Source organism: Streptomyces sp. NPDC088733 (assembly GCF_044751185.1).
Classification (GTDB): Bacteria; Actinomycetota; Actinomycetes; order Streptomycetales; family Streptomycetaceae; genus Actinacidiphila.
Genome location: NZ_JBIVLH010000003.1, coordinates 442,390 through 463,463 on the forward strand (window position 1 = coordinate 442,390; position 21,074 = coordinate 463,463).

17 protein-coding genes and 1 pseudogene are annotated in these 21,074 nt (G+C 74.5%); 11 read left to right on the plus strand and 7 right to left on the minus strand.

All coding sequences use genetic code 11. From position 1 onward, the window contains the following. Together ACIP64_RS08060 and ACIP64_RS08065 are read right to left on the minus strand one after the other, a co-directional pair. Complete coding sequence (locus ACIP64_RS08060) at nucleotides 1-1,176, minus strand: dihydrodipicolinate synthase family protein (RefSeq protein ID WP_401582958.1); 1,176 nt, start codon at nucleotides 1,174-1,176, stop codon at nucleotides 1-3. Further along, complete coding sequence (locus ACIP64_RS08065) at nucleotides 1,173-1,796, minus strand: hypothetical protein (RefSeq protein WP_401582960.1); 624 nt, start codon at nucleotides 1,794-1,796, stop codon at nucleotides 1,173-1,175. Before ACIP64_RS08065 ends, ACIP64_RS08060 begins: the two co-directional genes overlap by 4 nt. Nucleotides 1,797-2,032: 236 nt before the next feature. On the opposite strand from ACIP64_RS08065, the gene ACIP64_RS08070 reads away from it, so the two are divergent. The 8 genes and pseudogenes from ACIP64_RS08070 to ACIP64_RS08105 all read left to right on the plus strand — a co-directional run bounded on the left by ACIP64_RS08070 (nucleotide 2,033) and on the right by ACIP64_RS08105 (nucleotide 10,067). Beyond that, nucleotides 2,033-3,139, plus strand: a complete 1,107-nt coding sequence (locus ACIP64_RS08070) for a LacI family DNA-binding transcriptional regulator (RefSeq protein ID WP_401582962.1) — start codon at nucleotides 2,033-2,035, stop codon at nucleotides 3,137-3,139. 110 nt (nucleotides 3,140-3,249) lie between these two features. Next, the gene (locus ACIP64_RS08075; protein WP_401582964.1) at nucleotides 3,250-4,173 is read left to right on the plus strand and encodes a GNAT family N-acetyltransferase; all 924 of its coding nucleotides are present in this window, start codon (nucleotides 3,250-3,252) and stop codon (nucleotides 4,171-4,173) included. Between the two features lie 10 nt (nucleotides 4,174-4,183). Next, a complete protein-coding gene (locus ACIP64_RS08080) occupies nucleotides 4,184-4,984 on the plus strand; it encodes a sugar phosphate isomerase/epimerase family protein (protein WP_401582966.1) in 801 nt (266 codons plus the stop codon). A gap of 157 nt (nucleotides 4,985-5,141) precedes the next feature. Next, entirely contained in the window at nucleotides 5,142-6,053 is a 912-nt protein-coding gene (locus tag ACIP64_RS08085) for a LysR family transcriptional regulator (RefSeq protein ID WP_401582968.1), read from the plus strand. Between the two features lie 43 nt (nucleotides 6,054-6,096). Next, nucleotides 6,097-6,399: pseudogene (locus tag ACIP64_RS08090) on the plus strand (LysR substrate-binding domain-containing protein); the annotation flags it as partial. A 64-nt stretch (nucleotides 6,400-6,463) separates the two neighbouring features. Further along, the gene (locus tag ACIP64_RS08095; RefSeq protein WP_401582970.1) at nucleotides 6,464-7,453 is read left to right on the plus strand and encodes a hypothetical protein; all 990 of its coding nucleotides are present in this window, start codon (nucleotides 6,464-6,466) and stop codon (nucleotides 7,451-7,453) included. 92 nt (nucleotides 7,454-7,545) lie between these two features. Then, entirely contained in the window at nucleotides 7,546-9,342 is a 1,797-nt protein-coding gene (locus tag ACIP64_RS08100; RefSeq protein ID WP_401582972.1) for a glycoside hydrolase family 3 protein, read from the plus strand. A gap of 98 nt (nucleotides 9,343-9,440) precedes the next feature. Next, on the plus strand, nucleotides 9,441-10,067 hold the full coding sequence (locus tag ACIP64_RS08105) for a hypothetical protein (RefSeq protein WP_401582974.1): 627 nt from the start codon (nucleotides 9,441-9,443) through the stop codon (nucleotides 10,065-10,067). A gap of 64 nt (nucleotides 10,068-10,131) precedes the next feature. Here the strand turns inward: ACIP64_RS08105 and ACIP64_RS08110 are convergent, their stop codons facing one another. Together ACIP64_RS08110 and ACIP64_RS08115 are read right to left on the minus strand one after the other, a co-directional pair. Then, entirely contained in the window at nucleotides 10,132-13,977 is a 3,846-nt protein-coding gene (locus ACIP64_RS08110) for an ABC transporter ATP-binding protein (protein WP_401582976.1), read from the minus strand. Nucleotides 13,978-14,052: 75 nt separating this feature from the next. Then, nucleotides 14,053-14,688 carry a TetR/AcrR family transcriptional regulator gene (locus ACIP64_RS08115; RefSeq protein ID WP_401582978.1) on the minus strand — a complete coding sequence of 212 codons (636 nt, stop codon included), beginning with the start codon at nucleotides 14,686-14,688 and terminating at the stop codon, nucleotides 14,053-14,055. 54 nt (nucleotides 14,689-14,742) lie between these two features. Here ACIP64_RS08115 and ACIP64_RS08120 point away from each other — a divergent pair, with 54 nt between their 5' ends. Further along, on the plus strand, nucleotides 14,743-15,321 hold the full coding sequence (locus ACIP64_RS08120; RefSeq protein ID WP_401582980.1) for a GNAT family N-acetyltransferase: 579 nt from the start codon (nucleotides 14,743-14,745) through the stop codon (nucleotides 15,319-15,321). A 40-nt stretch (nucleotides 15,322-15,361) separates the two neighbouring features. Here the strand turns inward: ACIP64_RS08120 and speB are convergent, their stop codons facing one another. Beyond that, a complete protein-coding gene (gene speB / locus ACIP64_RS08125; RefSeq protein WP_401582982.1) occupies nucleotides 15,362-16,324 on the minus strand; it encodes an agmatinase in 963 nt (320 codons plus the stop codon). A gap of 181 nt (nucleotides 16,325-16,505) precedes the next feature. On the opposite strand from speB, the gene ACIP64_RS08130 reads away from it, so the two are divergent. Together ACIP64_RS08130 and ACIP64_RS08135 are read left to right on the plus strand one after the other, a co-directional pair. Further along, entirely contained in the window at nucleotides 16,506-18,011 is a 1,506-nt protein-coding gene (locus ACIP64_RS08130; protein WP_401582984.1) for a PucR family transcriptional regulator ligand-binding domain-containing protein, read from the plus strand. A 117-nt stretch (nucleotides 18,012-18,128) separates the two neighbouring features. Next, on the plus strand, nucleotides 18,129-18,929 hold the full coding sequence (locus ACIP64_RS08135) for a phosphatase (protein WP_360905942.1): 801 nt from the start codon (nucleotides 18,129-18,131) through the stop codon (nucleotides 18,927-18,929). A gap of 31 nt (nucleotides 18,930-18,960) precedes the next feature. Here the strand turns inward: ACIP64_RS08135 and tesB are convergent, their stop codons facing one another. Beyond that, nucleotides 18,961-19,845 carry an acyl-CoA thioesterase II gene (tesB, locus tag ACIP64_RS08140; protein ID WP_401582987.1) on the minus strand — a complete coding sequence of 295 codons (885 nt, stop codon included), beginning with the start codon at nucleotides 19,843-19,845 and terminating at the stop codon, nucleotides 18,961-18,963. Nucleotides 19,846-19,879: 34 nt separating this feature from the next. Further along, nucleotides 19,880-21,037, minus strand: coding sequence for an acyl-CoA dehydrogenase family protein (locus ACIP64_RS08145; protein WP_360905944.1), 1,158 nt, complete (start codon nucleotides 21,035-21,037; stop codon nucleotides 19,880-19,882). Between the last annotated feature and the right edge of the window lie 37 nt (nucleotides 21,038-21,074).

Here is a 21,074-nt window from a genome sequence, read left to right on the forward strand (position 1 = left end):
TCACACTCCGTACACAGAGAGCAAGTTCCGCATGCGGGACACGGCGAGTGCCGGGTCGGGGAACAGTCCGACGCGGTCGGCCAGTTCGTACGCGCGGGCCAGATGGGGAAGGGGGCGGGCCGAGTGCAGACCGTCGAGCATCGTGAAGTGCGACTGGTGGCCGGCGAGCCAGGCGAGCAGGACGACACCGGTCTTGTAGTGGCGGGTGGGCGGCCCGAACAGGTGCCGGGCCAGCTCGACCGTCGGGTCGAGCAGCGCGCGGAAGGCCGCGGTGTCACCGGAGTCCAGCGCGCGGAGGGCGTCGGCGGCCAGGGGCGCGAGCGGGTCGAGGACGCCGAGGAGGGCGTGGCTGTGGCCCTGCTCGTCCCCGGCGATCAGCTCGGGATAGTGGAAGTCGTCGCCGGTGTAGCAGCGCACACCGTCCGGGAGGAGGCGGCGCAGCCCGATCTCGCGCTCCGCGTCCAGCAGGGAGATCTTGACCCCGTCGACCTTGCCGGGGTGCGCCGCGACCAAATCCAGGAAGGTGCGGGTGGCGGCGTCGAGGGCGGTGCTTCCCCAGTAGCCCTCCAGCGCGGGGTCGAACATCGGCCCGAGCCAGTGCAGGACGACGGGTCGCGCGGACTGCCGCAGGAGATGGCCGTACACCTCCAGATAGTCCTCGGGCCCCTTGGCGACCGCGGCGAGGGCGCGGGAGGCCATCAGCACGGGCCGCCCGCCGGCGTCCTCGACGAGCGCGAGCTGCTCCTCGTACGCCCTGCGGACGTCGTCCAGGCTGTAGGGGTAGCCGATCTCGGTCACGGGCAGCTGGTCGGTGCTCACGCCGCACACGATGCGGCCACCGGCGGCCCGGGCCTCGGCGCAGGAGCGGCGCGTCAACTCGGCAGCGGCAGGCCAGTCCAGGCCCGAGCCGCGCTGCGCGGTGTCCATCGCCTCCGCCACCCCCAGTCCGTGGGACCACAGGTGGTGGCGGAAGGCCAGGGTCGCGTCCCAGTCGACGGCCGCCGGCAGACCGGGGGCGGTGCGGAACGGGTCCGCGACGACGTGCGCCGCCGCGTACACGACGCGGCTGCGCGGCGCGGCGCTGCCGGCTGGTGCGGAGAAGTGGCCCGCGGGTTCGGTGCGCGGCCGGTACGGCCGCAACTCCCCCGACGCGTCGGGGAGACGGATGGTCGTCACAGGGTCAGCTCCGGTACGTCGGGACGGCGGCCCGCGGTCGGGGATCCGAGGGCCGGCTCTGCCGGTGGGGCGAGTTCGGTGGGTTCGGCGAGTTGGGCGAGTTCGGCGGGTTGCGCTCCGCGGGCGCCGGCCGGCAGATCGCGGGGCGAGGACCCGCCGGGCAGGACCTGGCGCGGGAAGAGTTCCCCCTGCGGCCGGAAACCACGCGCGTCGGGTTGCCGCGCCGGTTCCGGCGCGCGGCAGCGGTGCCGGGTACGGCAGTTGCGCAGGCCGTCCTCCCGGACGACGCGGTGCCGGACGCCGGTGGACGTGGCCGCGTGGGCCGGTCGCGGTGGGGCCGCCGGCCGGGGGGCGGCCGGATGTTCCCCGCGAACGCCCGTGACCCGCACGGCGATGCAGCCGCCGGCGGCCGGGCCGGCGAGCACCGGGGCGCGGCCGATGGGGACCTGAGCCGGTTCCGGGCCGGGCCGTCCGGCGAGGGCGCGCTCCGGCCGCGGAGTGCCGCCGTCGCCGGGACCGCCCCGCCCGCGAGGGGCGAGGACCGGGCGGACCCGATGCCGGCGGAAGCCCGTGCGGCCGGTGACGCCGTCCGTGGTGATCCGAACTGCCTTGCGGACCACAGCAGTTCCTCTCTTCGGCGGCGGGGTGCCGAGGGGGTGACCATGACAGCAAGCGCTTTCTCGTCCCTCACGCTAGCCATCGCCACGACAATCGACAAGAAGCACCACCTTCTGACAGACAGCGCTTTCTGCCCTTCGGGCCGGGCCGGACCCGCTCCCCGAGCCGCTCCGGGATGAGAACATGTGCGGCCACGGGCCGAGGGCCCGAAACGGACCGAACCGGAGGAAGCAGAAGCATGGCAGTGACCCTGGCCGACGTCGCGGCGCACGCCGGAGTGTCCGCCGCAACCGTGTCGCGCGTGCTGAACGGCAACTACCCGGTCGCCGGGAACACCCGCGAGCGCGTCCTGCGGGCCGTGGACGATCTGGACTACGTCGTCAACGGCCACGCCCGCGCGCTCGCCGCCGCCACCTCCGACCTGGTCGGCGTGCTCGTCAACGACGTCGCCGACCCCTTCTTCGGTCTGATCGCCAGTGCCGTGCAGAGCGAGATCAGCGGCGGCCCGGACACCCCGGCCGGGGTGCCGGCGGGCGCCGGGAAGCTCGCCGTCGTCTGCAACACCGGCGGCTCGCCCGAGGCGGAGCTCAACTACCTCACCCTGCTGGCACGGCAGCGCGCGGCAGGGGTGGTGCTCACCGGCGGCGCCGTGGAGGGCACCGAGCACTCCGCCGCCGTCGCCGCCCGGCTCGCCCGGCTCGCCGCCTCCGGCACACGGATCGTGCTGTGCGGCCGGCCCCCGCTGCCCGAACTCGCCGCGCTCCCCGGCTCCGCGGGCGACGCCGTCGTGACCGTGGCCTTCGACAACCGCGGCGGCGCCCAGCGCCTCACCGAGCACCTGCTCGCCCTCGGCCACCGCACCATCGGCTATGTCGCGGGCCCCGCCGAACGGACCACCACGCGGCACCGGATCGAGGGCCACCGCGCCGCCCTCGCGGACGCGGGCCTCGCCGGCTCCGCCGCGGAACTCGACCGCCTCACGGTGCACGGCTACTACGACCGCTCCTCCGGTTACGACGCCGCCCACGAACTGCTGCGCCGCGAGCCCCGCCTCACCGCGGTCCTCGCCGCCAACGACAGTGTCGCGCTGGGCGTCTGCGCCGCCCTGCGCGAACGCGGACTGCGGATCCCGGAGGACGTCTCGGTGGCCGGTTACGACGACCTGCCGTTCAGCGCCGACGCCTCCCCCGCGCTCACGACCGTGCGGATCCCGCTCCAGGAGGCCGGGGCCCGCGCCGGACGCCTGGTGATGGGACGTCAGGTACCGCCGCCCGGAGGGCTCGCGACCGTTCGCACGGAGCTCATGGTGCGCGCCTCCACCGCGCCGCCGCGGCAGGACGCGTAGCGGGCCCGGAACGGGACGCGGCGGCACACCGCGCGGCACTGGCGGAGTGCCCCCACGGCGGAATACCTTTGACTGAGTCAAAGGATTTCCCCGGGAGAGGCACAGGGACCGTGACCGTTCAGGAGATCAGGGCGTTCAACCGCTTCTACACCAACCTCATCGGGGCGCTGGACTACAGCCGACATCTGCACACCCCGTACACGCTCACCGAGGCCCGCGTCCTGTACGAACTCGCCCACGCCGACGGGCTCGACGCGGCCGATCTGCGGGCAGCGCTGTCCGTCGACGCCGGGCAGCTCAGCCGCATGCTCGCGGCCTTCGAGCAGCGCGGGCTGGTGACCCGGACCCCCTCGCAGCGGGACGCCCGGCGGCAGCGGGTGGACCTGACACCGGACGGCCGGGCGGCCGCCGGGCTGCTGGAGGAACGGTCCCGGGACGCCGTCTCGTCCATGGTCGGCGGCCTGGCCCCGCGCGACCGCGAACGACTGACCGGCGCCATGCGCACGGTCCGCGAGGTCCTGGGCGGAGCCACCGCCCCCGAATCCGCCCCCGAATCCGCCCCGGAAGCCGCTGAGCGGGTCCGGCTGCGCGGGCCGCGCCCCGGCGACCTGGGCTGGGTGGTGCAGCGCAACGCGGAGGTCTACGCCGAGGAGTTCGGCTGGAACGCCGAGTACGAGACGCTCGTCGCCCGGATCGTCGCCGACGGCCATGAGCGCGCGTGGATCGCCGAACTGGACGGCGAACGCGCCGGCTGCGTCTTCTGCGTACCGGGCGAGCAGCCCGGAACGGCCCGGCTGCGCCTGCTGCTGGTGGACCCCGCGGCCCGCGGCCACGGCATCGGCCGGGACCTGGTCGACGCCTGCGTCCGGCACGCCCGCGGGACCGGCAGGCGCGAGCTGGTGCTGTGGACGAACGACGTCCTGGCCTCGGCCCGCCGGATCTACCAGGCGGCCGGATTCGAGCTGACCGGGCAGAAGGCGCACCACAGCTTCGGCAAGGATCTCGTCGGGCAGGACTGGCGACTTGTGCTGTAACGTCCGGAAAGTGAAGCTGGCGTTCTCGACCCTCGGCGTGCCCGGGCTGCCCATGGCGGACGTGGCCCGGCTGGCGGCCGGGCACGGCTGGCACGGCGTGGAACTGCGGGCCGGTCACGACGAGCCGGTGCACGCCGGCCTGACGGAGCGCGAGCGGGCCGCGGTGCGCGAGGAGTTCCGGTCCGCCGGGGTCGACGTCGTCGCGGTCGCCTCCTATGTGCAGGTGGCCGCTCCGGGCGAGGACGAGCCCGTACTGCGCGGGCTGCGCGACCACATGCGGCTCGCCGCCGGCCTCGGGGCACCGCACCTGCGGGTGTTCCCGGGCGCGGGGAACGGTTCGCAGCCGGACAGCGCGGACACCCGCGCGGCCCGCCGCCTGGCCGCGGTGGCGTCGGAGGCGGCGGACCTGGGTGTACGGCTGCTGCTGGAGACCCACGACTCGCACCGCACCGGCGCGGACGTGGCCCGGGTCCTGGGGCTGGTGGGCCATCACAGCGCGGGTGCCCTCTGGGACGTGCTGCACCCGTGGCTCGGCGGGGAGCAGCCGGAGCACACCTACCCGGTGCTGGCGCCGTATCTGGGCTATGTGCAGGTCAAGGACGTCTCCTCGGCGCAGGACACCACCCCGGTGCCGCTCGGCCGCGGTGCCGTGCCGCTCGCCGGGACGGTGGAGGTGCTCAGCCGGGCGGGCTGGGACGGCTGGCTGTGCTGGGAGTACGAGCGCCGCTGGTATCCGCAGGTGCGGGCGCTGCCGGAGCTGCTGTCGCGGGGCCGTTCCCATCTGCTGGGGCTGCTCGGCGAGTCGGCCTGACTCGCCCACCGCTCGTACGGCGGGCGACGCGAGCACGAGGCGCGCGTCACATCGTCCCGGCACCGGGCGCCGTATCCTGCGGTCCCGGCGACTCTTCAGCAACCGCACCTGTCGCCGCGCGATCGGATTCACGATCTCTGAACGATGGGGTGAACGGATGCTGGACCTGGCCCGGCTGCGCGCGCTGCACGCGGTGCATGTGCACGGCTCCGTCGGCGCGGCGGCGACCGCCCTCGGCTACACCGCTTCCGCGGTCTCGCAGCAGATCACGAAGCTGGAGCGGGAGACCCGCACCACGCTGCTGGAACGCCAGGGCCGCGGGGTGGCGCTGACCGAGGCGGCACAACTGCTGGCCGAGACCGCGCAGGAGCTGATGGCCATCGTCGAGCGGGCCGAGGTCGCCCTGGAGGAGCGGCGCGGCAGGCCCACCGGCCGGCTGACGACGGTCGCCTTCCCCACCGCCGCGCGCGGGCTGCTGCCGGCTGTCCTCGCCGAACTGGCCGCGGCCCACCCGTCGCTGGAGCTGCGGCTGCTGGAGGAGGGCGCACACCTGGCCGTCGACCTGGTCGCGCGCGGCGTGGTCGACCTGGCCGTGGTGCACGACTGGGACATCGCGCCGCTGCCCGCCCCCGAGGGGCTGGAGCGGGTGGAGATCGGCGAGGACCACTGCGACATCCTGGTGCCCGCCGCGCATCCCCTGGCGGCCCGCGGCCCCCTGGCCCGCGAGGACCTCGTCGACCAGCGGTGGATCTGCCAGCCGCCCGGGCACGTCTGCCACGAGTGGCTGGTGCGGACCCTGCGGGAACTGGGCAGCGAGCCCGACCTCGCGTTCCAGGTCGCCGAGTACCAGACGCAGCTGGAACTGGTCGCCGCCGGACTCGGGATCGCGCTGGTGCCCCGGCTGGGGCGCGGGCCGGTGCCCGCGGGCGTGGCCGTGGTGCCGCTGGAGCCGGCGCCGGTGCGGCGGCTGTACGCCTTGTGGCGCACGGGGGCGTCACGGCGTCCCGCCATCAGTGAGACGGTCCGCGTGTTGCGGGAGCACTACCCGCGGGTCGTTGCCCGACCATAGGCGGATGTCCTCCACACGCAGGGAACCGTTCCGGGCCGCGTCCCGTCCAACCCACGTGCTGCTGGTGCGGACCCTGCGGGAACTGGGCAGCGAGCCCGACCTCGCGTTCCAGGTCGCCGAGTACCAGACGCAGCTGGAACTGGTCGCCGCCGGACTCGGGATCGCGCTCGTGCCCCGGCTGGGGCGCGGGCCGGTGCCCGCGGGCGTGGCCGTGGTGCCGCTGGAGCCGGCGCCGGTGCGGCGGCTGTACGCCTTGTGGCGCACGGGGGCGTCACGGCGTCCCGCCATCAGTGAGACGGTCCGCGTGTTGCGGGAGCACTACCCGCGGCTCGTTGCCCGACCATAGGCGGATGTCCTCCACACGCAGGGAACCGTTCCGGGCCGCGTCCCGTCCAACTCACGTGCTGCTGGTGAGTCTCCGCAAAGCGGTGTCGGTCACGCTGCTGGCTGCGTCGCTGACAACCCTCTCCGCCGCCTGCGGCCGGCAGCAGTCCGCCACCGGTGCGCCCCCCTCCGAGAGCGCCGGTGGCGGCCCCGCGTCGTCCGCCGTCGTCACGCCGACCTCGGATCCCAAGCCCCCGGCCTCCACCTCCACTTCCGCCTCCCCGTCGGTCCCGGTCGCCCCCTCGGCGCCGCGCCAGGGCGGGATCGCCTCGCACCGGGTGTACTTCTCGTCGTCCGTCCGGGCCCCGTCGCTCCACACGGTGCTGAACGACGAACGCGACGCGGGCCGGTTCCCGGGGTGGTTCGCCGCGTCGGACCCCGCGGTGGGCGCGGAGATCGGCAAGCGGGCCGCCGCCACGGACTTCTCGCGCTATGTGCTGGTCGCCTGGAACCGCACGACCGGGTGCAGCGCCGCCACGGACGCGCAGCTGTTCCGCAGCGGCGACCGGCTGGTGCTCGGGCTCGACCAGCCGCCTCCACCGCCGGAGTGCTTCGCGGCCCACCAGGTCGTCACCGTCTTCGAGGTGCCCCGCGACCGGATGCCCGCGCATCCGCGGTTCGCCCAGGAGCCCAGCCCGCAGCCCGACCCGGCCGGACCGGGCCGGACGGTGGCCTTCGGCCGGCTGGACGGCGGTGAGCCCGCGCCCGCCGCGCGGAACGCCGAGGTGACCTCGGGCCGGCAGCTCGACGCCTTCCTCGCCACGCTCTCCCCCAAGGACGCCAGGACCGTGCGCAAGCAACTGGCGGGCCATCCGTCCCGGCCGGGCGAGCGGCGCTTCGCGTTTGTGCTGACGGGCTGCCGGCCGACCGGCGCCTGGCTGATGATCAGCCGTCAGGAGCTCTCTGCCGTCACGACCGGGGACGAGACGATCCGCTGCATCCAGGCACAGCGCTGGACGGCGGTCCTGGCCGTGCCGTCCTCGTTGGTGCCGGAACGCGCACGCCTCATTGACTGACAATAACTTTCCGGCTAAGCGTGTCTGCTTGAAGGTTTCTTTCAGGGTCACCTTCGGTGTGTCCCGCCTCCTCCTGCCGGAAGGAGTCCGTCATGCACAGCCCTCCCCGTCCGTCCCGCCGTGCCCTCCTCGGCACCGCCGCGGCCGCCTCCACCGCCCTCGCCCTCGGCGTCCCGGGCACCGCGGGCGCGGCCGCGGCGAACGACCGCAGACGCGTCCGCGCGATCATCGACCGGATGAGCATCGAGGAGAAGATCGGCCAGCTCTTCGTGATGCGGGTGTACGGCCACTCGGCCACCGCACCCGACCCCGCCGACGCGGCCGCCAACCAGGCCGAGATCGGCGTCTCCAGTGCCGCCGAGCTCATCGCCAAGTACCACGTCGGCGGCATCATCTACTTCGCGTGGGCCCACAACACCCGTGACCCGCACCAGATCGCCGACCTGTCCAACGGCATCCAGCGCGCCTCGCGCGTCCCGGTGCTGATCTCCACCGACCAGGAGCACGGCGCGGTCACGCGCGTCGGCTCGCCCGCCACGCTCTTCCCCGGCGGGATGGCGCTCGGCGCCGCCGGGAGCGTGCGCGACGCGCGCACCGCCGCCTCCGTCGCGGGCGCCGAACTGGCGGCCATGGGCATCAACCAGGACTACGCGCCGGTCGCCGACGTCAACGTCAACCCCGCCAACCCGGTCATCGGCGTACGGTCCTTCGGTGCCGACCCCAAGGCCGTCGCCGCGCTCGTGGCCGCCCAGGTGGCCGGCTATCAGGGCGCCGGGGTCGTCGCCACCGCCAAGCACTTCCCCGGACACGGCGACACCGGCACCGACAGCCACTTCGAACTGCCGGTCATCACGCACTCCCTGGAGGAGTGGCGGCGCCTGGACGCACCGCCGTTCCGGGCCGCCGTCGCCGCCGGCATCGACTCGATCATGACCGCGCACATCCTGGTGCCCGCCCTCGACGACTCCGGCGACCCGGCCACCCTGTCCCGGCCGATCCTGACCGGCATCCTCCGCGAGGAGCTGGGCTACGACGGCGTGGTCGTCACCGACGCCCTCGGCATGGAAGGTGTGCGCCAGAAGTACGGGGACGACCGCGTCCCCGTCCTCGCCCTCAAGGCGGGCGTCGACCAACTGCTCAACCCGCCGCTGCTGGAGACCGCCTGGCAGGGCGTGCTGGCCGCGGTGCGCTCCGGCGAGCTGACCGAGGAGCGCATCGAGCGGTCGCTGGAGCGCATCCTGACCCTCAAGGCCCGCCGGGGCCTGCTGGACGACCCGTACGTCACCCACCGCGGCGTGGACAAGGCCGTCGGCACCCGCGCCCACCTCGCCGCCGCCGACCGGATCACCGACGGCACCGTCACGCTGCTGGCCAACAACGGTGTGCTGCCGCTGGCCGCCCGGCGCCGGCTGCTGGTGGCCGGAGCCGATCCGGCGGCGCCCTCGGGCACCGGCGGGCCGCCGACCGCCGTGCTGGCGGCCGCGCTCACCGCGCTCGGGCACCACGCCGAGGCGGTGTCCACCGGGATCGCGCCCGACCAGGCGGCGATCGACCGGGCGGTGGCCGCCGCGCGCGGCACCGACGCGGTGGTCGTGGCCACGTACAACGTCGGCTCCGCCGCGGACCGCCAGATCGCCCTGGTACGGGCGCTGGCCGCCACCGGTGTGCCGGTGGTGCAGATCGCGATCCGCAACCCGTACGACGTCGCGCGGCTGGACGGGACGGCGGCGGCACTGGCCACCTACGGGTGGACCGACGTGTCCCTGCGCGCGGCGGCCCGGGTGCTGGCGGGCCGGGTGCGGCCGAGCGGGAAGCTGCCGGTGGCGGTGGTCCGCGCGGACGACCCGGCACGGGACCTGTATCCCGTCGGGTGGGGTCTGGGGTACTGACAGGGAGCGCGCACGGCGGCCCCTCCCGGAACCGGTCCCGACCCCTTATCCTCCCCAAAAGGGGCACCGTCGCCCGGGGGAAGTGGTGGGGGGCCGCCGTGCGTATTCAGACGATCTCGGGTCAACTGCTCGGCGGGGCCTGGCTGCTCGCCGTTCTGCTGGCGTCCTGCACACCGGGCCCGGGCGGGACCGGCAGCAGCGCCGCCGGACCGAGCCTGACGCCGACCACGCAGGACGGGGTCTTCCTCGCCCAGGACGAGTGCGCGACCAGCGACCCGGTCGGCTCCTACCGCGAGATCGCCTGCGACGACCCGGCCGCCCTGGCCCGGGTGGTCGCCCGGCTGTACGGGCTGCTGCCCGCCTCGCCGTCGCCCTCGACGAAGAACGCCGCGCGGCCGGGCGACCGCTGCCCGGCGACCACCGACTTCCTGCTGACCGTCAGCGCCGCCCAGCCGCAGGGCTATGCCTGCATGCGCAACCTCATGGCCCCTCACCCGGGCGACCCGGGCGAGGGCGGGGGACCGCAGACCATCGCGGGCGACTGCGTGTACACCTCGCGGCAGGGCGAGGTGAAGGAGACCACCTGCGACGGTTCCGCCACGCACAAGCCGCAGTACCAGGTCACCCGCCTCGCCGGCAGCCGCGCCGCCTGCCCGAAGGACACGGTGCTCTACGTCCGGGTGGGCGGCGGGCCCGACGGCGTGGGGTGCGCCCGCCGGCTCTGACGCGCGCCCGGACCGTGGCCCGCGGGCGGCCCGCACCGGTCGGCGCGGACCGCCCGCACGGGGGTCAGGCCGCGGCCTCGCTGTTCTCGTCCTCGCCGACGAAGGTGCGCCACAGCGCGGCGTACCGGCCGTCGGCGGCGAGCAGTTGCTCGTGCGTGCCGTCCTCGACGACGCGGCCGTGGTCCATGACGACGACCCGGTCCGCGCGGGCCGCGGTCGTCAGCCGGTGCGCCACCACCAAGGTGGTGCGGCGCACCGCGAGCCGGTCGGCGGCCTGGTTGACCAGGGCCTCGGTGGCCAGGTCCAGGGCGGCGGTCGCCTCGTCGAGCAACAGGACGTCCGGGTCGACCAGTTCGGCGCGGGCCAGGGCTATGAGCTGACGCTGTCCGGCCGAGAGGTTCCGGCCGCGTTCGGCGACGGTGTGCAGATAGCCGCCGTCGAGCGTGGCGATCATCTCGTGGGCTCCGACGGCGCGCGCGGCGGCCTCCACCTCCGCGTCGGTGGCGTCCATCCGCCCGTACGCGATGGCGTCGCGGACGGTGCCCTCGAAGAGGTACGCCTCCTGCGGGACGACGCCGAGCCGCTGACGGTAGCCGGTCAGGTCGAGTTCGCGGAGGTCCTGGCCGTCGACGAGGACCGCGCCTGAGGTGGGGTCGTAGAACCGGGCAACCATCTTGACCAGGGTGGACTTGCCCGCCCCGGTCTCGCCGACGAAGGCGACGGTCTGCCCGGCGGGTATCCGCAGCTCGATGCCGGCCAGCGCCTCGGCGGCGTCCTTCGCATAGCGGAAGTGCACGTCGCGGAAGGTGATCTCCCCGCTCAGCCGGCCCACCTCGCGCGGTGCCTCGGCGGCCGGGGTCGTCGTCGGGGTGCGCAGCAGTTCACGGATGCGGCCGAGGGACACCGAGGCCTGCTGGTAGCCGTCGAAGACCTGGGAGAGCTGCTGCACGGGGGAGAAGAACAGGTCGATGTAGAGCAGGTACGCCACCAGGGCGCCGGCGGTGAGGGTGCCCGCACCGATCCGGTGCGCGCCCACGATCAGCACCAGGGCCGCGGCCACGCTGGACAGCAGCTGCACGAAGGGGAAGTAGACGGAGATCAGCCACTGCCCGCGCACCCGCGCCTGGCGGTAGGCGTCGCTGCGGCCGGCGAACCGCTTCGCCCCGCCGCGCTCGCCGCGGAAGGCCTGGACGACGCGGAGCCCGGCGACGTGCTCCTGGAGGTCGGCGTTGACGACGCTGACGCGCTCGCGGGCCAGTTCGTACGCCTTGACCGACCTGCGGCGGAACACCCACGTGGCCACCAGCAGCACAGGCAGCGTGGCGAAGACGATCAGGGCCAGCTCCACGTCGATCACGAGGAGCGCCACCAGGATGCCGAGGAAGGTGAGCAGGCTGACCAGGGCGGTGACCAGCCCGGTCTGCAGGAACGTCGACAGGGCGTCGACGTCCGTGGTCATCCGCGTCATGATCCGGCCGCTCAGCTCGCGCTCGTAGTAGTCGAGCCCGAGCCGGTGCAGGTGCGCGAAGATCTTCACGCGGAGCGTGTAGAGCACGCGCTCGCCGGTCCGGCCGGTGAGGCGGGTGGATCCCCACTGGGCGGCCCACTGCGCGGCGACGACGGCGAGGCCGAGCAGCGAGGCGGCCCAGACCGCGCCGAGCGCGGCCAGCCGGACGCCGGAGTCGATGCCGTGCCGGATGAGGACCGGCAGCAGCAGTCCGGCGAGCGCGTCCACGGCGACCAGCAGCAGGCTGAAGAGCAGCGGCCCGCGGAAGCCGCGCAGCATGCTGCGCAGGCCGAAGTCCTTGTCGACGTCCGCGGCGGCCTTCTCGTCGACGTCCGGGACGTCATCGGCCGGCGGCAGCGCCGCGACCTGGGCGAGGAGTTCGGGTGTGGCGGGCATGCCGGCCATGGCCGAGGCCATGCTGCCGGGGCCGCCCCGGGCGGCCGCCGCCGCGGGAGCCGCACCCCTGCGGTCGGGGGTCTCGTCGCGGTGGCGGCGATCCTCGGGCCACAGCTCCGGGGTGACGCCGCCGGCCGGGGGCGCGGCCGGGGCGGCGGGGCGGTCGAGCAGACCGGTGATCGCGCCCTCTCCGGGCCACGGGGGCGCGGCGGCGATCTCGCCGGCCGGGTCGTGGGTGACCACGTCGGCGCCGAGTTCGTCGGGGTCGGTCAGCAGCCGCCGGTACAGCGCGCAGCGGTCCTGCAGTTCCTCGTGGGTGCCGATGTCGACCAGCCGGCCGGCCTCCAGGACGGCGATGCGGTCGGCGAGCGCGAGGGTGGAGCGGCGGTGCGCGATCAGCAGGGTGGTGCGGCCTGCCATGACCTGGCGCAGGGCGTCGTGGATCTCGGCCTCGACGCGGGCGTCGACGGCGGAGGTCGCGTCGTCCAGCACGAGCAGCCGGGGGTCGGTGAGGATCGCGCGGGCGAGCGCCACACGCTGGCGCTGGCCGCCGGAGAGGGTCAGGCCCTGTTCGCCGACCACGGTGTCGTAGCCCTGCGGCAGGGCCGAGATGAACTCGTGGGCCTGGGCGTGCCGGGTCGCGGCGAGGACCTGCTCGTCGGTGGCGTCGGGGTGGCCGTAGGCGATGTTGGCGCGCACGGTGTCGGAGAACAGGAAGCTGTCCTCGGGCACGAGTCCTATCGCGTCGCGCAGCGAGTCGAAGGTCAGCTCGCGCACGTCCTCGCCGCCGACGCGCACCGCGCCGCCCGTGACGTCGTAGAAGCGCGGCAGCAGCAGCGAGACGGTGGACTTGCCGCTGCCGGAGGCGCCGACGACCGCCACGGTCTCGCCGGGGGCGACGCCGAGGGAGAAGTCGTCCAGCACCGGGCGTGCCGGGTCGTAGCCGAAGCTCACGTGGTCGAACTCGACGGTGGCCGCGGCCTCGCGGGGCAGTTCCCGCGAACCCTCGCGCAGGCTGGGCCGGGTGTCGATGAGTTCGGTGACGCGCTCGACGCCGGCCCGGGCCTGCTGGCCGACGGTCAGCATCACGGTGAGCATCCGCACCGGGCCGGTGAGTTGCGCGAGGTAGGTGGAGAAGGCGACGAAGGTGCCGAGCGTGATCTGGCCGCGTACCGCCATCCAGCCGCCGAGCGCGAGCATGCCGACCTGGCCGAGGGAGGGAACGGCCTGGAGCGCCGGGCTGTAGCGCGCGGTGAGTCGGACCGTGCGCAGCCGGCCGGCGAACAGCCGCTCGCTGACGGCGCGCATCTTGGACATCTCCTGCTGCTCCTGGCCGAAGCCCTTGACCACGCGGACGCCCGTGACCGAGCCGTCGACGATGCCGGCGACCGCCGCCGCCTGCCCCTGGGCGTACCAGGTGGCGGGGAACAGGGTCCGCCGGCTGCGGTCGGCCAGGAACCACAGGGCGGGCGCGACGGCCAGCGCGATCACCGTCAGCAGGGGTGAGAGCACCAGCATGACGACGAGCGAGAGCAGGAACAGCAGGACGTTGCCGATCATCATCGGGGCCATGAAGAGCAGGCCCTGGATGAGCTGGAGGTCACTGGTGGCCCGGCCGACGACCTGGCCGGTGTTGAGCTCGTCCTGGCGCACGCCGTCGAGCCGGGTGAGCGAGTGGAACATCTCCGTGCGCATGTCGTGCTGCACGTCGAGCGCGAGCCGGCCGCCGTAGAAGCGCCGTACGAAGGTCAGCACGTACACCACGACGGCGGCGGCTATGAGCACGGCCGCCCAGGGCGCGAGCGGCTTGTCGTGCTTGACGATCACGTCATCGATGATGATCTTCGGCACGAGCGGCACCAGGGCCATCACCGCCATGCCGCCGAGCGACGAGCCGAGTGCGAGCAGGACGTTCCGCCGGTACCGCCAGGTGTAACCCGTCAGCCGGCGCAACCATCCCGGCCCGGCCGTACCGCTCTTCTGCCCGCCGTCCCTTGCCGCCACCACGGTCCTCTCGTCGGTTCTTCTCCGCCAGAGGATCACAACGCCCCGATGTGCGGATTTCATCCTCCCGAAACAACGCTACGACGCGGGTCCGACAGCGGTCGGGTCCGCGGACCCCGTCCGGGGGGCGCGCAGCCCCGCGAGGAAGTCGTCGACGAGGGCGGTCTGCCGGGCGGGCGGAAGGGCCGCCGGGTCGAACAGCGCCTGCACGACCAGGCCGTGCACGAAGGCCACGGCCGTCGCCGCGAGCCCGCCGGGATCGGCGTGCGGGGGCAGTTCCCCCAGCGCGACGGCCTCGTCGAGGTGGGTGCGCAGCCCGTCCCGCATGCGTGCGTAGCGCTCCGCCTGGTCGCGGCCGAGGCCGTCGTCGGACAGGGCGACGTCCCAGGAGGCGACCCAGATGCGGTTGCGGTCGGCGGCGTCCGGGGCGAGCGGGAGGATGTCGATCAGGACCGCGCGCAGGGAGGCCAGGCCCGGGGAGGGGCGCTCGCGCCGGGGGCGTTCGGCGGTGCGCTGCTCCAGGATGCCGAGGGCGTGCGCCACCAGGGCCCGCTTGGTCGGGAAGTAGTGCATCAGCAGGCCGGTGGACGCGCCCATCTCGGCGGCGACGGCACGGAGCGTGAGCCCGGCGAAGCCCTTGGCGGCGAGCACCTGCCACACCGCCTCCGAGACGTCCTGGCGACGGGCTTCATGGTCTCCACGGGCTGGCGGCACGGGTGTAGCTTACCTACCGAACGCTCGTTACGTACGCCGGAAAGGCCGCCGCCCATGTTCGCGATCCCGCTCACCGACGACGCCGTGCTCCGCCCCCTGGAGCCGTGGCGGACCGAGGAGTTCCTCGCCCACATCGACCGGGCCCGGGAGAACGTCGACCCCTGGATCCCGTGGGCGACACGCAGCACCGACGCGGACTCCGCGCGGGCGGTCCTCCAGCGCTACGCCGACGGCCAGGCCCAGGACGGCAACCGCATCTACGGCATCTGGCTGGACGGCACCCTGGTGGGCGGCGTGATGTTCGTGTCCTTCGACGCCGCCGCGGGCCGGTGCGAGGTCGGCTGCTGGCTGGAGGCGGCCGGCCAGGGCCGGGGCCTGGTCACCCGGGCCGTGCGGGTGCTCCTGGACTGGGCGTTCGGCGAGCGCGGCCTGCACCGCGCCGAATGGTGGGCCGCCGCGGGCAACGAGCGCAGCATCGCCACCGCCCGGCGGCTCGGCATGACGCGGGAGGGAGTGCTGCGGCAGCACTCCCCCTACCGCGGGGTGCGCCACGACTACGAGGTGTGGGCCGTGCTCGCCGACGAGTGGCCGCCGACCGGGGACGGGGCGGGCGCGCGGAACACGGCGGGGTGATCCGGCCCCCGCCCGCGCAGTACGCGGCCCTTCGGCCGGGTCAGGCGCGGCTCGCCGCGATCTGCCGGGTCATGATCGTGGTGAGTTCGTACGCGGTGTGGGAGGCCGCGACGCTGGTGATCTCGGCGTGGTCGTACGCGGGGGCGACCTCCACGACGTCGGCGGAGACCAGGTTGCAGGACGCCAGACCGCGCAGGATCTCCAGCAGCTCGCGGGAGGTGATGCCGCCTGCCTCGGGGGTGCCGGTGCCGGGGGCGTGGGCAGGGTCGAGGACGTCGATGTCGACGGAGATGTACAGCGGGCGCCCGCCGATGCGCTCGCGCAGCTGCTGGGCGACCTCGTCGGCGCCGCGCCGGTAGACGTCGGCGGAGGTGACGATGCCGAAGCCCATCTTCTCGTCGTCGGTGAGGTCCTTCTTGCCGTAGAGCGGTCCGCGCGTGCCGACGTGGGACAGCGCCGAGGTGTCGAGGATGCCCTCCTCCACGGCCCGGCGGAACGGCGTGCCGTGGGTGTACTCGGCGCCGAAGTAGGTGTCCCAGGTGTCGAGGTGGGCGTCGAAGTGGAGCAGCGCGACCGGCCCGTGCCGCCGCGCCATGGCGCGCAGCAGCGGCAGGGAGATGGTGTGGTCGCCGCCGAGGGTCATCAGCCGGGCGCCGGTGCCGAGCAGGTCGTCGGCGGCGGCCTGGATCGTCTCGACGGCCTCGTTGATGTCGAACGGGTTCGCCGCGATGTCGCCGGCGTCCGCGACCTGGGCGAGCGTGAAGGGCGAGGCGTCCTGCGCCGGGTTGTAGGGCCGCAGGAGGCGCGAGGCCTCGCGGATCGCGTTGCCGCCGAAGCGGGCGCCCGGGCGGTAGGAGACCCCCGCGTCGAAGGGCACGCCGACCACGGCGACGTCGGCGGCGCCGACCTCGTCCAGGCGCGGCAGCCGCGCGAAGGTGGCGGGTCCGGCGTAGCGCGGGACACGGGAGGAGTCGACGGGGCCGCGCGGTGCGCTGCTGCTCATGGGTGCCTGCCTTTTCGTGCACGTGATGCGTTCGTGGTGGCTCCGCCCACGGCCTCGGACGAGAGCCTGCCGCATGCCGCCGGTACGGCCGCGGTCCACTCCGGCGACATTAAGTGGCTACCAAGGTGTCCTGAAGTGTACGTTTCCTCCATTCACCCTGGCCCCAATGAAGGAAACGCACATGTCGTCCCCGCGCCAGGACCTCGCGCCGCCCGCCCCGCAGATCCCGCTGTCGGTGCTGCTGGCCCTGCCCGACCTCGGGCTGCGGCAGGTGGCCGGACCGCGGGCGGCGGAGGCGGACGTACGGGTCCAGTGGGTGCACGCCAGCGAGATGCAGGACCCCGTCCCCTATCTCCTCGGCGGCGAGCTGGTGCTCACCGCCGGCGTGCACCTCACCGCTGCGGTGGACGCCGGGCCCTACCTGGACCGGTACGTGGCGCGCACGGTGGAGGCGGGCGCCGCGGCGCTGGGCTTCGGCCTCGCCCCGGTGCACGACCGGATCCCGGCGGCGCTGGCCGAGGCCTGCGACCGCCACGGGCTGCCGCTGCTGGAGGTGCCGCCGCGGACGCCGTTCACGGCCGTGGCCCGCGCCGTCTGGCAGGCCATGGGCGAGGCGCGGACCCGTGAGCTGCGGCACGTGACCGAGGCGCAGCAGGCGCTCGCCGCGGCGGCCGCCCGCCCCGACCCCGTCCCGGCCGTGCTGCGCCGGCTGGCCGGGCGCCTCGGCGCCTGGGCGGCGCTCGTCGGACCGGACGGTTCGGAGGTGTACGCGGCCGGGACCGCGCCGGACGCCGGAGTCCGCGCGGCGGCGCACCGGCTGGCCCGCGTGGTCGGCGACGCCGGGCCCGCGGACGCCGCCCGTCCGCCGTCCTCCGCCACCGACGCCCACGACGGGACACGGCTGTCCGCGTACGCCCTGGCGGGCGGCGGCACAGAGGGGCGGCCCGCGCTCGTCCTCGCCTCCGCGCACCCCGACCCGGCCGACCACGCGGTGGCCAATGTGGCGGCCGTCCTGCTCTCCCTGCTCACCGGGCCGCACCTGGGGACGGCGGAGGCCGCGCGGTCGGCCGCACTGGTGCGGCTGCTGCTCGGCGCGGCCCCCGAGGAGGTCGCCCCCCTGCTGGGGCCGGACGGGCCATGGCTCGTCGTGCACGCCCTGCGCCGCGGCGCCCCGGCCGACCCGCGGGCCGCCGCCGCACTCGGCGCCGCCCTGGGCACGGCGTTGCTGGAGGCGGGGGACGAGGCGGTGCGCCTGCTGCTCCCCGCGGACCGGGAGGTCGCGGCCCAGCCCGGCTGGACGCTCGGGGTGAGCGCGCCGGTGCCCGCCGCCGCGCTGGCCGACGGGGACCGCCAGGCGGCGGGAGCGGCGCGCCGGGCCGTCGCGGGCCGCGACGCGCTGGTGCGGCACCGGGGCGGGCACGGCGGCATGGCGGACCTGGTCGCGCCCGACGACGCCAGGGCGCGGGCGCACCAGGTGCTGGCTCCCGTCGCCGGCTCCCCCGCGCTGGTGGAGACCCTGCGCACCTGGATCGGGCTGCACGGCAGCTGGGACCGCACCGCCCTCGCGCTCGGCGTGCACCGCAACACCGTGCGGCAGCGGATCGCCCGCGCCGCCGCCGCGCTGGACGTGGATCCGGACGACCCGGACGTGCGCATGGAGCTGTGGTTCGCGCTGCGCTGGCTGTGAGCGGGAGCCGGGCGCGGCCGGACCGCCCGGCTTCCTGACGCCCCGGCAGGAGATCACGCCTCGGCGTCGATCCCGTCCCGGCCGCACGGACCTTCGGCGGCACGGGAGAATGGGGGCATGCTGCCCCATGTCACCGTGCCCTCCCGTCAGGAACTCGCCGACCACCTCGTCGCCACGCGCATAGCGGGCGACGTCGCCACTCCCCGCGAGAACAACCGCTCCCACTACGCCCGGCTCGCCGAGGGCGACCGCCACTACTGGCTCGGCCTGGAACTCGCGGACCGGTGGACGGACGAGGAGGCGGTGCTCGCGGTGATGGCCGAGCGCTGCGGCGTCGTGGCCGACCCCGGGTACCGCGTCGGCCAGGACACAATCGACCCCGAGCTCACGATCAGCGCTCTGGAGCGGGCCGCCCGCGTGCTCTGCAAGGCCGTGGAGGACGGACAGCGGGTGCTGTTCGCCACCGGCCACCCCGGCGGCCTCCTGGACGTCCACCGCACCCTGGCCGCCGCCCTGCGCGCGGCGGGCTGCGAGGTCATGTCCGTCCCCGGCGGCCTGTCCACGGAGGAGGGCGGGGTCTTCCAGTTCTGCGACGTGACGATGCTGGAGCGCGGCGCCACCTTGTGGCACACGCACTCCCCCGCCCCCATGGCGGCGGTCCTGGACGCGCTGGAGGCGCAGGACCTGCCGCTGCCCGACCTGGTCGTCGCCGACCACGGCTGGGCCGGATGCGCGGGACAGCGCGGCATCACCGCGATCGGCTTCGCCGACTGCAACGACCCGGCGCTCTTCCTGGCCGAGGCCGAGGGCACGGTGTCCGTCACCGTCCCCCTCGACGACCACGTCACCGACCCGCGCTTCTACGACCCGATGACCGCCTTCCTGCTGGACGCCGCGGGCCTGAACCGCCCGGCGTGACCGCGGGTCCCCCTGGTGCGGGGCGGAGCGGTCAGGACGTGCGCGGGACCCGGACCAGGCCCTCCTGGATGACGGAGACGGCCAGCCGCCCGTCCTGGGTGTAGATGCGGGCGGTGCCGAGCCCGCGGCCGCCGGAGGCGGACGGGCTCTGCTGGTCGTACAGCAGCCACTCGTCCGCACGGAACGGCCGGTGGAACCACATGGCGTGGTCCAGGCTCGCGCCCACCACGTCGCCGAGCGCCCAGCCGCCGCGTCCGTGCGCGAGGAGGACGGAGTCCAGCAGCGTCATGTCCGACACATAGGTGGCCAGGCAGACGTGGAGCAGGGGGTCGTCGGCGAGCTTGCCGTTGGTGCGGAACCACACCTGGGAGCGGGCCTCGCGCGGGCCGCGCTCGTGGGCGAGGAACGGCGGCTCGTCCACGTACCGCAGGTCGACGGCGGCCCGCGCCTCCAGGAGGCGGTCCACGACCGTGGGGTCGGGGAAGAGGCCCGCGTGCGGCCGCAGCAGTTCCTCGCCGGTGGGCAGGGACTCCGGGTCCGGGGCGGCCGGCATCGGCTCCTGGTGCTCGAGCCCCTCCTCGTACGTCTGGAAGGACGCCGAGAGGTGGAAGATCGGCTGCCCGTGCTGCACCGCCACCACCCGCCGGGTGGTGAAGGAGCGGCCGTCGCGGATCCGGTCGACCTGGTAGACGATCGGGGCGCCGGGGTCGCCCATGCGCAGGAAGTACGCGTGCAGGGAATGGGCGTCGCGCCCCTCGGGCACGGTCCGCCCGGCCGCCACCAGCGCCTGGGCGGCGACCTGGCCGCCGAAGACGCGGGGCACGACGGCCGAGCGGCTGGCGCCGCGGAAGATGTCCTGCTCGATCCGCTCCAGGTCGAGCAGATCGAGCAGGGACAGCAGGCTCGCGTTGGTCACAGTGCTCTCTCGGGCCGGGCGGCGGACCGCTCGGTCACAGGCCCATCGACTTGGCGATGATCGACTTCATGACCTCGCTGGTGCCGCCGTAGATGCGGTGCACGCGGTTGTCCGCGTACAGGCGGGCGATCGGGTACTCCAGCATGTAGCCGTAGCCGCCGTGCAGCTGGAGGCAGCGGTCGATGACCCTGGCCGCCGTCTCGGTGCAGAACAGCTTGGCACGGGCGGCGTCGGCGGCGTTGAAGTCGCCCTGCTCGTGGGCTTCCAGCGCGCGGTCGACGACGGCCTGCATGGCGTCCACGTCCGAGGCGCACTCGGCGAGCACGAACTTGGTGTTCTGGAACTCGGCGACGGCCTTGCCGAACACCTTGCGGTCGCGCACGTACTGGCCGGCGAAGCGGACCGCCGCGTCGGCCTGCGCGTAGGAGCCCACCGCGATCGCGAGGCGCTCGACCGGCAGGTTGTGGGCCAGGTAGGAGAAGGCCTTGCCCTCCTCGCCGAGCAGGTCCTCGACGGGCACCTTGACGTCGCTGAAGGACAGCTCCGCGGTGTCGGAGGTGCGCAGGCCGATCTTCTCCAGCTTGCGGCCGACCGCGTACCCCTCGCTCTTGGTGTCGACGACGAGGATCGACAGGCCGCCGCGGCGGTCCTCCGCGGTGGCGGGCGCGGTGCGGCAGACCACGAGCACGCGGTCGGCGACGACGCCGCCGGTGATGAAGGTCTTGGCGCCGTTGAGGACGTAGTGGGTGCCGTCCGCGGAGAGCTTGGCGTTGGTGGTCATGCCGGCCAGGTCGGAGCCGGTGCCGGGCTCGGTCATGGCGATGGCCGTCATCATGTCGCCGCTGATGAAGTCGGGCAGCCAGCGCTTCTTCTGCTCCTCGTTGGCGAACTCGAGGAGGTACGGGAGCACCAGGCCGGTGTGCACGCCGCTGCTGCCGAAGCTGACGCCGGCGCGGGCGCACTCCTCGGTCACCACGGCGCTGAACTTCCAGCCGGTGACGCCGGCGCCGCCGTACTCCTCCGGCACCTCGATGCCGAAGATGCCCAGTTCGCCGAGGCGGTTGTAGAACTCACGGGGCGGGTAGCCGGACTCCTCCCACTGGGGGTAGACCGGCACGACCTCGCGGGCGATGAAGTCCCGGACGGTCTCCCGGAACGCCTCGTGGTCCTCGTTGAACACCGTGCGACGCACGTGGCGCCTCCTCTGCAGACCGAGCGAAATAAGCAAG

Bases quoted from the DNA above. Each gene is read 5' to 3' on its own strand.
- ACIP64_RS08070 (WP_401582962.1), top strand. From the start codon at position 2,033: ATGGCAGTGACCCTGGCCGACGTCGCGGCGCACGCCGGAGTGTCCGCC.
- ACIP64_RS08085 (WP_401582968.1), top strand. From the start codon at position 5,142: ATGCTGGACCTGGCCCGGCTGCGCGCGCTGCACGCGGTGCATGTGCAC.
- ACIP64_RS08100 (WP_401582972.1), top strand. From the start codon at position 7,546: ATGCACAGCCCTCCCCGTCCGTCCCGCCGTGCCCTCCTCGGCACCGCC.
- ACIP64_RS08120 (WP_401582980.1), top strand. From the start codon at position 14,743: ATGTTCGCGATCCCGCTCACCGACGACGCCGTGCTCCGCCCCCTGGAG.
- speB (WP_401582982.1), bottom strand. From the start codon at position 16,324: ATGAGCAGCAGCGCACCGCGCGGCCCCGTCGACTCCTCCCGTGTCCCG.
- ACIP64_RS08130 (WP_401582984.1), top strand. From the start codon at position 16,506: ATGTCGTCCCCGCGCCAGGACCTCGCGCCGCCCGCCCCGCAGATCCCG.
- ACIP64_RS08135 (WP_360905942.1), top strand. From the start codon at position 18,129: ATGCTGCCCCATGTCACCGTGCCCTCCCGTCAGGAACTCGCCGACCAC.